This is a genomic window from Aeromonas sp. QDB11, from assembly GCF_027705265.1.
In the GTDB taxonomy this organism is placed as follows: Bacteria; Pseudomonadota; Gammaproteobacteria; order Enterobacterales; family Aeromonadaceae; genus Aeromonas; species Aeromonas allosaccharophila.
The window spans coordinates 56,534-71,009 of record NZ_JAPDBM010000019.1 but is presented as its reverse complement, the minus strand read 5'-3'; the positions used below and the strand labels follow the sequence as shown (position 1 = coordinate 71,009).

Genomic DNA, 14,476 nt, shown 5'->3' with positions numbered 1-14,476 from the left:
AAGAGCCGGCTGGAATGACGACTATCGGGCTCAGTTATTCTTTGGTTAAAATATCAACAAAGTGTGCTCCCGCCCTGACTCAGATCGGGGTGATGGAGGTGATATGCGCAGTACCTTCCAAAGACTGGAAGATCTGCACCACGGCTTCCCCGTGGATCGGGTTGGGCAGCGGCACCGTGGTTTTGCATTTGAAACGGTAGTTGGTGCCAGCCACCACCTGGGTGGAGACTTCAAACGGCTGGTACTGCACCCCGACAAATCCTTTCAGTGCCAGGTCAAATACCGCCTGATCTTTTGCGCTCAGCTTGTGGTATGCGGTCCATCCACCCACCAACACGGCTTGTTCTGACATATCAAACTCTCCGTGCTCTATGATCCCGACTCGTTTGGCCGATCGGGCTGCGCCCCGTTGATTCAAGTGATTTCCGGTCTCCACCGGGTTGCCATCACTGCCGGTTGGCACGATGACGATGGGTGTGTTTGTGCAGCTATCTGCACGTGGATCAGCCCTTCCCCTTGCCACGAACCACCGTTGACAGCGAGCTCAATTGACATGAGAGAGCCTGATGCGGGATGGCAAAAATGCCCCAGTCACATATGACAAGGGCAAGGTGGCGAAAAAGCGGATCGAAAAAGAATATGTGTAGCGCAAACGATTGAAAAAAGAAAAGACGCCTCAAGGGCGTCTTTTTGCATTTTTATGCTCGAAGGGTAGAAGGGCGTGAGCCGCTTATTCCCATTCGATAGTTGCAGGCGGCTTGCCGGAGACGTCGTACACCACGCGGGAGATACCGTTGATCTCGTTGATGATGCGATTCGATACGTGACCGAGGAAGTCGTACGGCAGGTGAGCCCAATGGGCGGTCATAAAGTCGATGGTTTCGACGGCGCGCAGGGCAATCACCCAGTCATATTTGCGACCATCGCCCATGACGCCAACGGAGCGCACCGGCAGGAACACGGCGAATGCCTGGCTGACCTGGTTGTAGAGGTCGGCTTTGCGCAGCTCTTCGATAAAGACCGCATCGGCTTTGCGCAGCAGATCGCAGTACTCTTTCTTCACTTCGCCAAGCACCCGCACGCCCAGACCCGGGCCCGGGAACGGGTGACGGTAGAGCATGTCGTAGGGCAGACCCAGCTCCAGACCAACTCGGCGCACTTCGTCTTTGAACAGCTCGCGCAGCGGCTCGACCAGACCCATCTTCATCTCTTCCGGCAGGCCACCGACGTTGTGGTGAGACTTGATGACGTGAGCCTTGCCGGTCTTGCTGGCAGCGGATTCGATCACATCCGGATAGATGGTGCCCTGGGCCAGCCATCGGGCGTTTTTCAGCTTCTTGGCTTCATCGTCGAACACTTCGACGAAAACGCGGCCGATGATCTTGCGCTTGGCTTCCGGCTCGTCAACACCTGCCAGGGCAGAGAGGAAGCGCTCTTCGGCTTCAACCTTGATGATGTTCAGACCAAAGTGGTCACCAAACATCTCCATCACCTGCTCGCCTTCGTTCAGACGCAGCAGACCGTTGTCAACGAAGACGCAGGTCAGGCGATCGCCGATGGCGCGGTGCACCAGCATGGCAACCACGGAAGAGTCGACACCGCCGGAGAGGCCGAGGATCACTTCGTCGTCACCCACCTGCTCGCGGATGCGGGCAACGGCGTCGTCGATGATGGTGGCCGGAGTCCAGAGGCATTCGCAGCCACAGATGTCCTTGACGAAGTGCTCCAGCATGCGGGCACCCTGACGGGTGTGGGTCACTTCCGGGTGGAACTGCACGCCGTAGAAGCGCTTGGCTTCATTGGCCATGGCCGCGTGGGGGCAGGTCGGGGTGCTGGCGATGGTGGTGAAGTCAGCCGGGATGGAGGTGACCTTGTCACCGTGGCTCATCCAGACATCCAGCAGGGCGTTGCCGTTGTCGGCGATGGCATCTTCGATGTTGCGCAGCAGCGCGCTGGTCTTGCCGGAGTTGCCCAGCACTTCAACCTTGGCGTAACCGAATTCACGCTCGGTGGAGGATTGCACCTTGCCACCCAGCTGCTCGGCCATGGTCTGCATGCCGTAGCAGATGCCGAACACCGGCACACCGGCGTTGAACACGTACTCGGGAGCGCGCGGGCTGCCCGCTTCGGTGACGGACTCCGGACCGCCGGAGAGGATGATGCCGTTGGGGTTGAATTCGCGGATCTGCTCTTCGGTCACATCCCAGGCCCACAGTTCGCAGTAAACACCGATCTCGCGCACACGGCGGGCAATCAGCTGGGTGTACTGGGAACCGAAGTCGAGGATAAGGATACGGTGCTGGTGAATGTCTTTAGTCATTTTATTCCTGCATCAGGCTGATGTTTTAACAAAAAGCATGGGGATAAAAACGGTGTCAAAACGGGGCCGCAGCCCCGTCTTGTATCAGCCCATCCGATAGTTGGGGGCTTCTTTGGTAATGGTCACATCGTGGACGTGGGACTCTTTCATCCCGGCGCCGGAGATGCGCACGAACTCTGCCTTGGTGCGCATGTCGTCGATGGTGGCGCTGCCGGTCAACCCCATGGAGGAGCGCAGGCCACCCATCTGCTGGTGGATGATCTCTTTGAGGCGGCCCTTGTACGGCACGCGACCTTCGATGCCTTCCGGCACCAGCTTGTCAGCGGCGTTGTCTGTCTGGAAGTAGCGGTCGCTGGAACCTTTGGACATGGCGCCCAGGGAACCCATGCCGCGGTAGGATTTGAAGGAGCGACCCTGATAGAGCTCGATCTCGCCCGGCGCTTCTTCAGTACCGGCGAACATGGAGCCGACCATGACGCAGCTGGCGCCCGCGGCGATGGCCTTGGCGATGTCGCCGGAGAAGCGGATACCGCCATCGGCAATCACCGGAATACCGGTGCCTTCCAGCGCATCAACAGCGTCGGAGATGGCAGTGATCTGGGGGACACCGACACCGGTGACGATACGGGTAGTACAGATGGAGCCCGGGCCGATACCGACCTTGACCGCGTTGACACCGGCAGCAGCCAGCGCCTTGGCGCCCGCACCGGTCGCCACGTTGCCACCGATGATCTGCAGATCCGGATAGGCGTCGCGAGTGGCCTTGATGCGATCCAGCACGCCTTGGGAGTGGCCGTGGGAGGAGTCGATCAGCAGCACGTCCACACCGGCTTCCACCAGCGCAGCAACGCGCTCTTCGTTACCGGCACCGGCACCGACCGCGGCACCGACGCGCAGACGACCCTTGTCATCTTTACAGGCGTGCGGCTTGCGCTCGGCTTTCTGGAAATCTTTAACGGTGATCATGCCCTTGAGTTTGAAGTCGGCGTTCACCACCAGCACTTTTTCGATACGGTGCTTTTGCATCAGGGCAACCACCTCTTCGCGAGGGGCGCCTTCACGCACGGTGACCAGACGATCTTTCTGGGTCATGATCTGTTCAACGGTCTGGGAGAGGTCAATCACGAAGCGCACGTCACGGCCGGTGATGATACCGACCAGCTTGTTGCCGTCAGTCACCACGGGGTAACCGGCGAAGCCGTTCTTGTGGCTCAGCTCCTTGATTTGGGCAATGGTCATGTCAGGGCGTACGGTGACAGGGTCAGTGACCACGCCGCTTTCGTACTTCTTGACCTTGCGCACTTCGGCAGCCTGCTGCTCGATGGACATGTTCTTGTGGATAAAGCCGATACCGCCTTCCTGGGCCAGTGCGATAGCCAGACGGGCATCGGTCACTGTGTCCATGGCAGCGGAGATCATGGGGATGTTCAGGCTGATGGTGGAGGTCAGCTTGGTACGCAGATCGGCAGTATTGGGAAGAACTTCGGAGTGGGCGGGAACCAACAGTACATCGTCGAAGGTTAACGCTTCTTTGGCAATCCTGAGCATGGCAATATCTCACCGTTGAGGAAGTGGGGGTGTAAAATATTGCCGACGAAGTTTACTCACCGATTGGTCACTGGTAAAGAAGTTTTTTGAATTTTTTATGGCGTAGCCCTCTTTTAGGCGGCCAAGAGGCTAAAAAACCAAGACTTTCTCTCCAAAAATGGCCGTTTTGTGGCAAAAGAGTTGAGCGAATGGGGTTTTATGCAAAATGCCCCTGATGAATTTCCCCCGGAGGCAGATTGGCAACCTCCTGCCCTCCTCCCAATCCTGCAGCAAAACAGACCCAGATAACCCAGCATTCCATTGCATCGCAATGCACTCGTTAACACGCCAGGCAAGTCGCCATGTTGGCAGTTGTTGCGCTGGCGCAACAAATCAAACAATTCCCGTCACACACACGCAAAAGTTGTGGCAGCCGGAAGAGGTGGTCTCGTAAGATACCCTGCAGTGCCATGAGGTGACCATGCTCGTATTGGCCCACCCTGGCCACTAACAAGAGAGGTCAAGCACCGAAAAAACGGGGCAACAGCGACTATATTCTGCGGGTGAAACCAAACCCGGCAGAATAACGAGTTTGCCACTCTGACATGCTTATTTCAGTGCATGAAACACAGTCCATAGATATCAATCAACCATCGCGGGCATATATATGAGATTTCAAGGAAAGATTTCTGAGTGGAACGATGACAAGGGATATGGATTCGTCGAGCCTAATGGCGGAGGTGAACGCACATTCATTCATATCAAGTCATTCAAATCGAGAGCACGACGACCCGCCAATGGCGATCTGGTTATTTATGAAGTAGAGAAAGATAGTCGGCAACGCAGTAATGCAGTCAATGTCTCGTTTCCCCATGAATGATCACTTCAAAGAAAGAGAGGGGGCAGTAACGTCAGTCTGATATGGCCACTACTGTTTATATCAAGCATATTTGCACTCACCCTGTTTCAGCGTATTCCGGCGCTCATCCTCATCGTCTATATATCCCTGAGCATTATTACGTTTATTGCCTATGCCATTGACAAACATGCCGCCCAAAATAACCACTGGCGTACTCAAGAGAGCACCCTGCATCTGCTGGCCCTGCTCGGTGGTTGGCCTGGCGCCCTCTCTGCCCAACAGCTGCTCAGGCATAAATCAGCCAAAGTGGAATTTCGCCAGGTATTCTGGGCAACAGTTTTCATGAATCTGCTTCTGCTGTGCGGGTTAACCATGAGCGATCCGGGTCGTGCCATGCTTGGCACTGTCACAACAGAGCTCCTCCATCTGATCGCCCCCTGGGCTTGAGTCCGTGTTCGGCACAACTGATCGCCATCAGATTTTGCCCTTGCATCAATTTAACCGGTGGCCTGATTGATACCCGCATCAAACGCCACCGGTTTGCGCCCTTCAACGCGACAGCGCCGAGTCACGCTCTGACAAGCTAGCCAAACAAGATGTCCGGGCTCGGCTCCTGCCGCGCTCTGGGGTAAGATAGCCACCATCGTTTTATTCCGGCCCCGCCAGGGCAGACCACAGGTACGCCATTGAACCGATATACCCCATCCAGTGCGGCGAACGGCCGCGAGCAGCAGGTCTTTACCGTCACCCGCCTCAACAGCGCCGTGCGCATGATCCTGGAGCAGGATCTGGGGCTGGTGTGGCTGACCGGCGAGCTATCCAATCTGGCGATGCCAAGTTCCGGCCACTGGTACTTTTCGCTCAAAGATCTGGGGGCGCAGGTGCGCTGCGCCATGTTCAAGGGCAACAACCGGCGGGTGACGTTTCGCCCGCAGGATGGCATGCAGGTACTGGTGCAGGCGCGGGTCTCGCTCTACGAGCCGCGCGGCGACTACCAGCTGATCATCGAGTCGATGCAGCCCGCTGGCGATGGCGTGCTGGCCCTGCGTTTTGAAGAGCTCAAACGCCGCCTCGGCGCCGAGGGGCTGTTTGACGAGAGCCGCAAGCGGCCGCTGCCCCGCGAACCGCGCGCGGTGGGCCTCATCACCTCCGCCACCGGTGCGGCTTTGCACGATATGCTGACGGTGCTCAAACGCCGTGCGCCGGATCTGCCGGTGTTTATCTACCCGACCCAGGTGCAGGGGAGCGCCGCCATCAGCCAGATTGTCGCGGCGATCGCCAAAGCGAACCAGCGCGCCGAGGTGGATGTGCTGATCGTCGGGCGCGGCGGCGGTTCCCTCGAAGATCTCTGGTGCTTCAACGAAGAGGCGGTGGCGCGCGCCATTGCCCACTCCGCCATTCCGGTTATCAGCGCGGTGGGCCACGAGGTGGATGTCACCATCAGCGACTTTGCCGCCGACTTGCGCGCCCCAACCCCGTCGGCGGCCGCCGAACTGGTGGCGCCGGACAATCAGGCCCGCATCCAGCGCCTCGCCCATCTCAAGCAGCGACTGCTGCAGGCGATGAGTCGCCGCCAGACCGCCGCCCGTCACGATTTCATCCTGCTGCAAAAACGGCTCGACCATCAGGATCCGAAGCGGCGGCTGGAACAGCAATCCCAGCGCCTAGACGAACTTTCTGCCCGTTTGCAGCAGCTGCTTCGCCAGCGGCTGCATCAGGGAGAGCGGCGCCTCGCCAATCTTGAGCTGCGCCTGCAAGGCAAGAGCCCGGAGCGCTTGCTGGCTGCTGGCAAGCGCCGCCACCAGCTGGCCGAAGAGCGGCTCCATGCCCTGATTGCAAAACGGCAAGACCTTGCGAGCCACCGCCTCGCCATGCTCACCGCCCGCCTTGACGGAGTGAGCCCGCTTGCCACCCTGGGTCGCGGCTACTCCATCACCCGCACTGCGCGTGGCGAAGTCATCAATCGCGCCGATCAGGTCAACAGTGGCGACCAACTCATCACCACCCTGGCGCAAGGGAGCTTGCAGGTACGGGTCGAGGGAATTAAGCCGTAACCCGCGCTCTTGAGCCGCGACCCGGTGCTGCGCCTCACTGGCAGCTGGTGCCCCGGTCATGCCTGTATAAAAAAATCCCCGCCGGTTGGCGGGGATTTTTATTGGAACGGTATTAACACCTGTCAGCGAGAGCGACCCGCTTAGCTGGCCTTGCGCAGGATCTGCTCAAGGTAGTCGGCAAAGCGGTGACCGTGATGCTCCAGCAGTTTCGGGAACATGGAGATGGAGGTCATGCCCGGGAAGGTGTTGATTTCATTGAGCAGGATCTCGCCCTCCTCGGTCAGGAAGAAGTCGATGCGCGACAGATGGGTCAGTTTCAGCTGACGGAACGCCTTGAGGGCATACACGTGGATCGCATCGGCCTGTGCCTGGGTCAGCCCTTGTGCCTTGAGGCTGGTCTCGGTGTGGCTGGCGCTGCTGTACTTCTCTTCATAGGTGTAGAACTTGTCCTGCGGCACACAGATCTCGCCCGGATAAGTCGCCACCAGCTCGTCACCGTACTGGTAAACCGCCACTTCCAGCTCGCGCGGCTTGACCGCTTTCTCGATTAGTACCTGCTCGGAGTAACCGAAAGCATCGGCAATGCCTTTCACCAGATCCGCTTCGTTGCTGGCAGAGTAGCAACCAACGGAAGAGCCCTGGGAGGCCGCCTTGATAAAGACCTTGCCCCACTTGGCCAGCGCGGCTTTGGCATCGCTCAGCGCCGCGTCGTTCTGCTCGGTCAGGAACAGGTAAGGGGTGTTGGGAATGCCGATGGCAGAGAGCCACAGCTTGGTGCTGATCTTGTTGAAGCAGATCTTGCTCGCCTCGGCATCGCAACCGAGATAAGGCAATCCGGCCAGTTCGAGGAAGGATTGCAGATCGCCGGTCTCACCCGGATAGCCGTGGATGCAGGGCACCACGTAATCTACCGGACGGGCCACGCTGTCAAACGAAAGCAGCTTGTCGAGCCCCAGCTTGCACTCGCGGCCATCGGCACTGAGCCAGCGATCGGCGAACATCTCGACGCGGGTCACTTCGACACCGGGCAGAAGGCCCAGTTGTTGCTCGAGGAAATTGGCGCTGCGCAGAGAAACTTCGTGCTCGGAGCCACCGCCGCCGCACAGCAGCAAGACATGCATGTTCTTCATTAGATGTGATCCCTTGGGAAAAGCGGCCTCGTCATGACCATTTGATAAGCCAACCACCATAAAACCGGACGAAGCCAGATACGAACATAAGTGCGCGCCAGTGTAGCAAGGGAGATCAACCCTTGTCAGCTGATGGGAGACCCATGACCCCACTTCTTGCAGTGAAAAGTCTCCCCTGTGTCAAAATCGGGACACATTGCCCCTCAGCGCGGGGGATCGACCCGTCCCATCCCGTTGCCATTGACCCGAAACCAGCCGGCGATGCTGTAGCGCTCGCGGTTGGCGGGTAGTACCTCGTGGGGAAACTCCTCGGAGAGAAACAGCACCAGCCGCCCCCCTTTGGGGCTGACATCCATCAGAAACTGCTCGTCGTTGTCATAGAAGCGGAGCAACCCACCGGCTTCTGGCTGCCAGTCGTTGTTGAGGTAGAAGACCGAAGTAAGGCGGCGGTTGGAGCGACCGGCAAAGGCATCGCGATGGGTAGCGTAAAAATCGCCGCTGCGATAGCGGGCGAAGTGGGCCTCGTAGTCAAACAGCCCCAGCATCAACATCCGGTTGGCGGCAAGACGCAGGGACTCCATCCGGGCGAGGTAGTCGGCCACCGACGCACCGAGGGAGGGCTCCAGCCAGTGGATCTGATCACGGCGAATATCAGGATTGCCCTGGTGCAGGGCGTCACGGCCGATCCCGGCCGGTTGCCATTCGCCTGGCAAACAGGCTTTGAGGGCATCCACCTCGGCGGCGGTCAAAAAATCATCCACTATCACCCATCCCCGGGTGTAAATGGCATCCATGGCAGCTTGATAGTCCAAGATTGGCTCACAATGAGTGGAGAGAGGGCGCTTTTTAGCGACTTACCGGCCAAGTCTCAAACCGGTTTGCTTCTCTTGAGAAGTCCCACCATCAATACGCGATTTGTCGCCCGCTTCCCCGCTTTTTGTCGCCAGTTGTGATCCCGCCCCACCGGACGGCGTATTGGCTGTCGAAACTGTGATGGCCCTTGCAATCAAGGGGAAGAGAGAGTGCGGGTCTCTTGCCGCCAAAAGAGCCAACCGATACCGTACTCCAGTACCATTACGCTATTCATCCGACATCTATCGCCACAACCGACCGAACACCTCGCGGACAACCAATAGAAGGATCTGCTTATGCCTCTGCCCGATCTCACATTGCAACGACTGGATGGCACCCCCTATCCGCTGGCCCAGCTGACGGGCAAGGTGGTACTAGTGGTCAATGTCGCCAGTCGCTGCGGCTTTACCCCCCAATATGAAGGGCTGGAAGCCCTCTATCGGGAACTCGGCCCCAAGGGGCTGGTGATCCTGGGCTTCCCCTGCAACCAGTTTGGCAATCAGGAGCCGGGGGATGCGGACGAAATTGCCCGCTTCTGCTCCCTCGACTATCCGGTCACCTTCCCCATCATGGCCAAGTGCGATGTCAACGGCGAGCATGCCCACCCCTTCTACCAGTGGCTTAAAAAACAGAAACCGGGTTTTCTGGGGCTGGAAAACGTCAAATGGAACTTCACCAAGTTCCTGATCGACCAGGAGGGAAATGTGGTGGACCGCTTCGCCCCCCAGGCCAAACCGGAGAACCTGGCCGAGCAGATCCGCGAGATGCTCTGAATCGCCCGACGCGTGTTGCGCTACTGCATTGAATGATTGTGTGGCGGCCGGTACGACAGCTACTGCGCAGCGGCCGCTATTTTGCTATATTACGGCCCCACTATCTTTTCCATACCGTGGCTGGCCCCAAAGTGCTGGCCACCCGTTGAGCCAAAGGCTCATCTCAGGAGTGTCTCTCGAACATGTCATTCAACGAACTGGGTCTGTCTCCGCATATTCTGCGGGCCGTCAAGGAGCTGGGTTACGAACAGCCAACCCCCATCCAGCAGCAAGCGATTCCGGCCATTCTGGCCGGTCAGGATGTGCTCGGCGGCGCTCAGACAGGCACAGGCAAAACGGCCGGTTTCACCCTGCCGATGTTGCAGCGTCTGCTGGCCAACCACGGCCGTGGCCGTCGTCAGGTGCGCGCACTGGTACTGACCCCGACCCGCGAACTGGCGGCCCAGGTGGGCGAGAGCATCATCAAGTATGCCCACCACCTACCGTTCAAGACGCTGATCGCCTACGGCGGCGTCAGCATCAAACCCAATCTGGACGCCATCAAGCTGGGTGTCGACATTCTGGTCGCCACCCCGGGCCGTCTGCTGGATCTGCTGACCCAGGGCGCCCTGACCCTGAGCGAGCTGGAAGTGCTGGTGCTGGATGAAGCGGATCGCATGCTCGACATGGGCTTCATCGTCGACATCCGCCGCATCATGAAGGCGCTGCCTGCAGAGCGTCAGACCCTGCTCTTCTCCGCCACTTTCTCCAACGAGATCAAGGCGCTGGCCGATGACCTGCTCAACGATCCCACCCTGATCGAGGTGGATCCGAGCAACACCGCCGCCGAGCAGGTGACCCAGCGCATCATTCAGGTGGATCGGGAACGCCGCCGCGAGCTGCTCTCCCACATGATTGGCCGTGGCAACTGGCAGCGGGTGCTGGTGTTTGTTCGCACCAAGCAGATCGCCGACCGCCTCGCCCAGCAGATGCAAAAAGATGGCCTCAATACCGTGGCGATCCACGGTGACAAGAGCCAGGGAGCCCGCAACCGGGCGCTGGCCGATTTTCGCAGTGGCGAGGTGCGGGTGCTGGTGGCGACCGATATCGCCGCTCGCGGGCTCGATATCGATCAGCTGCCCCACGTGATCAACTTCGAACTGCCCCAGATGGCAGAGGATTACATCCACCGTATCGGCCGTACCGGTCGTGCCGGTCGCGGTGGCGAGGCGATCTCGCTGGTCAGCCATGACGAGCTGGGTCAGCTCAAGGCCATCGAGGCGCTGATCGGCCAATCCCTGACCGTGGAGATCCTGGAAGGGTACGAGCCCAGCGGCAAGCCGAGTCGCCAGACCCTGCCGGGCAGCAAACCGGTGCAGAACCCGCCCCGTGAGCGCGGCCATGCCAACGCCAAGAGCAATGCCAAAGGCAAGCCTGCCGCAGGTAAGGGCAAAGCCAAGGGTGATGCCGCCAAGAAGCCAGCTCAGTCTCCTCAAAACAAGTCCCGCAAGCGGGAAGTGGTGGGCGAGGATATCGGCTTTACCCCGATGCGCCGCCTGCCCAAGGCGATGCGCGACAGCTATCAGGACAACAGCGACGAGTAAGCTCGTACGGCTGTATCTGCCAAGCCCAAAGAGGGAGCCTGCAAGGCTCCCTCTTTCGTTATGAATGGCACGCACGGATCCGCGCAAGGCTCAGACCAGCGAATGGCGCACCGCGGCGGCGTCATTGCTGGGCGGCGCTGAACCATCGAGCGGATTGAGCTGCAAAAATTCGAACAGCCCGGCCTGCATATTGACGTTCCAGAAGCGCCCGGCGAGGGTGAGTTGCAGCCGTGCGCTCTCTATCTCCGCCAGCCCGTGCTGCTGCCAGGCGGCAAAGAGCGGCATCAGATGGGTCAGCAAAGGCGCAGGCAGACGATCCAGCGCCAGCACGCCGCTGTCGAGGGCGCCGCGCAGCAGACCATCCATCCGCGCATTGGGGTTGCGCCCCATCACCATCCCAGGCGCCCGCTTGCCGTTGGCCAGCGCGTCGTGCCAAGGGGCCAGATCCCGGCCATACATCAAGCCGTGACCAAGAATACTGCCCCCCGCACCGGCGCCAAAGGGGAGGATCTCGGCGCAGCGCTTGGCCATCTGGTTATAACGGCTCTGCTCGGCCGGGCTGCGCCGCCAGTGGCTGCAAGAGAGGCGCTCCCAGCCGTGGGCTTCCAGTTGCGCGCCGCCATAGGCATACATGGCCGCCCGCTGCTGGCCATCGGCGAGCCAGCCCTTCTCTTGCGCCCGCTCCAGATTGGTGCCCTGCATGGCGATCAGCTGGTAGAGATCGACCCCGTGCACACCGCTCGCCATCACATCGCGGATATCCTGCTGCCATACGGCATCATCCTGACCGGGTAGACCGAAGATGAGGTCAGCCACGATCACAGCCGCATCATCCCGGGTCAGCTCGCCAAGGCGAGCCAGCAACGTCTCCCTGTCATCGAAACGGGCCGCCTGCTGGCGGACCCGGCTATCAAAGCTCTGCACCCCGAACGAGAAGCGGTTGAACCCGCCCGCCAGCGCCGCCTGCCATTTCTCATCGTCAAAACCGTTTAGGCGCCCCTCCAGCGTCACTTCGGCATCGGCCGCCAGCGGAAAACGGCGGATCACGGCGGCCAGCATGGCCAACTCGCCGGCGCTCATGTCGGTCGGTGTGCCGCCCCCCACATAGACGGCTGAAAATGGCATGCTCTGCGCCAGCGGGGTGTCCGCTGCCTGCGCAAGGGAGGCGCAGAGGGCGTTGACGTAGCGGTTGATCCGCGCTGGATTGGCGCCATTTTCAAAGAAATTGCAGAAACTGCAGCGCTTGCGGCAAAACGGAATATGGATATAGAGGGCGCGCTCCTCAGCTTCACTCTCTCGCTGCCACCAGCTCTGCCAGCCAGCCTCATCCAGCGGGAAGGGGCGCATCCCTCCCCGACTGGCGTGAGCCGAGGTCTTGGCGCTAAAGGCAAACTTGAGGGGATCCGGCGAGGCAATGCCGGTCATTGAAGGGGTCAGAATCATGGTGGTCACTATTCAGCAAATAATGACAATGATAACAATTATCGTTACCTGCAATTTGTTCTGGATCAACCCGCAGAGCCGCGCACCTCGACGAGGTCATTTTGGCAACCTGCATTACCGATCTGCTTAACAGATTATTTACTAAAGAGCGGTTATGGTGTGCCGATAGAGAACCATCTTCCGCCATTTCTTCGTCTACGATCAAGGCGATACGGGATCACATAACAACACCGAGCGCCTGGAACTTGCCCAACATGCATAACCTCTCCCTGAACTGGAAAATCTTCCTTCCCCTTGCGCTGGTCATCAGCACCACCTTTGGCCTCTGCTTCGAACTCTCCGCCTGGCTGCAACGGGATCTCGCCATCCGGCTGGCGGGCGAAAAAGTGGAGAGTGCCGCCAACACCTATATGGATCAGCTCAACGTCCTGATGATGACCGGTGGCATGGCCAACCGGCAAATCGTGCAGACCAAGCTCAAGAGTGAAGCGGGCATCGTCGAGGCTCGCCTGATCCGCGCCCCGGCCGTCAGCAACCTGTTTGGCCCGGGTCACCCGGATCAGAAAGCGCAGGATCCCCTCGATGAGCGAGCCATCAATCAGGGAGAGACCATTATGGAGCAGCAGGGTAACCGGCTCACCCTGATCAAACCGTTCAAAGCCTACAAGGAGTATCGCGGCACCCAGTGCACAACCTGTCATCAGGTCAATGAAGGGACCGTAATGGGCGCGGTGCGGATCAGTTACGACCTCAGCCATACCTTCGGCGAGATCCGCCACAACAACCTGATCCTGAGCGGCAGTCTGGCCGCCGTCTTCAGCATCGGCTTTGGTTTGCTCTGGTGGGTGTTGCAACGCTACGTAAAACGCCCGCTGCGCCAGTTGCAGCTCACCATGATCCAGATGGCCAAGGAGCGCAACCTCGCCCTCCCGCTGACGAATCACAGCCGGGATGAACTGGGCCAGATGACCCGCGCCGTCAATGACATGGTGCAGGGCTTTCGCCACAGTCTGCAGGAGGTCGAAGGGGCAACCCATCAGCTCTATCAGGAGTCGAACCAGATCCGTCAGGTGGCGACCCAGACCGAAAACTCGGCCCGCCAGCAAGAAGGGATGACCACTCAGGTCGCCGCCGCCGTGAGCGAGCTGGCCGCCAGCTCCCATGAGGTGCGCGAACATGCCCGCCACAGCGCCGAGCTCTCCGCCCTCACCAATCAGGATGCCGCCGACACCAGCCGCCTCGCCCAGCACTCCATCACCGACATGGGCGAAATGTCGGCAGAAATAGATCGGGTGGATCAGGTGATCCAGCAGCTCGACAGCCGCTGCCTGGCGGTTGACGGTGTGCTCGAGGTGATCAAGGGGATTGCCGATCAGACCAACCTGCTGGCCCTCAACGCCGCCATTGAAGCAGCCCGTGCGGGCGAGCAAGGTCGTGGCTTTGCGGTAGTAGCCGATGAAGTACGAGCCCTCTCCAACCGCAGCCGCGCCGCCAGCGAAGAGATCTCCCAGATGATCGCCACCCTGCAAAAAGAGGCCCAAAGCGCGGTTACGGTGATCGGGGATGCAAAAAGCAAAGCCGGTGAGAGCATCAGCAAGACCGAGGAGACCCTGGCGGCCATGCAGAACATCATCGAGCGCATCGCCCGCATCAACGACCTCAATGCCCAGATGGCGCAGTCCGCCGAAGAGCAGGACCGGGTCTGCAGTGAGGTGGACAGTTCGGTGAGCGACATCCGCAACACCTCCAACGACACCCTGGGTCAGGCGCACGCCGCCAACCTCGCCAGCATCCAGTTGGTGGAGCAGTGTCAGAAACTGGAAGCGCTGCTGAAAACCTACCGCTGGTAATCCACGTCACCAACGAAAAAGCGCGACCCGAGGGTCGCGCTTCTGCTTTCTGGATTTGGCTTCGCTCAACTACGGCCTTGCGTGT

Annotated in this window: 12 protein-coding genes; 6 read left to right on the top strand and 6 right to left on the bottom strand. The window is 59.6% G+C overall.

Annotation, left to right across the window (positions count from 1 at the left end):
* Positions 1-79: 79 nt before the first annotated feature.
* From OKC40_RS08860 to guaB, 3 genes are all read right to left on the bottom strand, one after another.
* Positions 80-352 (bottom strand): hypothetical protein, encoded by a 273-nt coding sequence (locus OKC40_RS08860; protein WP_182937624.1) that lies wholly within the window; start codon positions 350-352, stop codon positions 80-82.
* 378 nt (positions 353-730) lie between these two features.
* On the bottom strand, positions 731-2,320 hold the full coding sequence (gene guaA, locus OKC40_RS08855) for a glutamine-hydrolyzing GMP synthase (protein WP_182937625.1): 1,590 nt from the start codon (positions 2,318-2,320) through the stop codon (positions 731-733).
* 84 nt (positions 2,321-2,404) lie between these two features.
* Positions 2,405-3,868 (bottom strand): IMP dehydrogenase, encoded by a 1,464-nt coding sequence (gene guaB / locus OKC40_RS08850; RefSeq protein ID WP_075112381.1) that lies wholly within the window; start codon positions 3,866-3,868, stop codon positions 2,405-2,407.
* Positions 3,869-4,514: 646 nt separating this feature from the next.
* Here guaB and OKC40_RS22980 point away from each other — a divergent pair.
* From OKC40_RS22980 to xseA, 3 genes are all read left to right on the top strand, one after another.
* Complete coding sequence (locus OKC40_RS22980; protein ID WP_442865893.1) at positions 4,515-4,727, top strand: cold-shock protein; 213 nt, start codon at positions 4,515-4,517, stop codon at positions 4,725-4,727.
* A gap of 36 nt (positions 4,728-4,763) precedes the next feature.
* The gene (locus OKC40_RS08845; RefSeq protein ID WP_333563266.1) at positions 4,764-5,153 is read left to right on the top strand and encodes a DUF1294 domain-containing protein; all 390 of its coding nucleotides are present in this window, start codon (positions 4,764-4,766) and stop codon (positions 5,151-5,153) included.
* A gap of 239 nt (positions 5,154-5,392) precedes the next feature.
* Positions 5,393-6,760 carry an exodeoxyribonuclease VII large subunit gene (gene xseA / locus OKC40_RS08840; RefSeq protein WP_182937627.1) on the top strand — a complete coding sequence of 456 codons (1,368 nt, stop codon included), beginning with the start codon at positions 5,393-5,395 and terminating at the stop codon, positions 6,758-6,760.
* Positions 6,761-6,900: 140 nt separating this feature from the next.
* Here xseA and OKC40_RS08835 read toward each other — a convergent pair whose 3' ends face one another.
* Together OKC40_RS08835 and OKC40_RS08830 are read right to left on the bottom strand one after the other, a co-directional pair.
* Complete coding sequence (locus OKC40_RS08835) at positions 6,901-7,890, bottom strand: D-alanine--D-alanine ligase (RefSeq protein WP_182937628.1); 990 nt, start codon at positions 7,888-7,890, stop codon at positions 6,901-6,903.
* Positions 7,891-8,093: 203 nt separating this feature from the next.
* Positions 8,094-8,702, bottom strand: a complete 609-nt coding sequence (locus tag OKC40_RS08830; RefSeq protein WP_182937629.1) for a 2OG-Fe(II) oxygenase — start codon at positions 8,700-8,702, stop codon at positions 8,094-8,096.
* Positions 8,703-9,038: 336 nt separating this feature from the next.
* On the opposite strand from OKC40_RS08830, the gene OKC40_RS08825 reads away from it, so the two are divergent.
* Together OKC40_RS08825 and OKC40_RS08820 are read left to right on the top strand one after the other, a co-directional pair.
* Entirely contained in the window at positions 9,039-9,515 is a 477-nt protein-coding gene (locus tag OKC40_RS08825; protein ID WP_111808500.1) for a glutathione peroxidase, read from the top strand.
* Between the two features lie 182 nt (positions 9,516-9,697).
* Positions 9,698-11,098, top strand: coding sequence for a DEAD/DEAH box helicase (locus OKC40_RS08820; protein WP_182937630.1), 1,401 nt, complete (start codon positions 9,698-9,700; stop codon positions 11,096-11,098).
* Between the two features lie 90 nt (positions 11,099-11,188).
* On the opposite strand, the gene hutW is transcribed toward OKC40_RS08820, so the two are convergent.
* Entirely contained in the window at positions 11,189-12,541 is a 1,353-nt protein-coding gene (hutW, locus tag OKC40_RS08815) for a heme anaerobic degradation radical SAM methyltransferase ChuW/HutW (protein WP_270794838.1), read from the bottom strand.
* Between the two features lie 254 nt (positions 12,542-12,795).
* On the opposite strand from hutW, the gene OKC40_RS08810 reads away from it, so the two are divergent.
* Complete coding sequence (locus OKC40_RS08810; RefSeq protein WP_182937632.1) at positions 12,796-14,391, top strand: methyl-accepting chemotaxis protein; 1,596 nt, start codon at positions 12,796-12,798, stop codon at positions 14,389-14,391.
* Positions 14,392-14,476 lie beyond the last annotated feature (85 nt).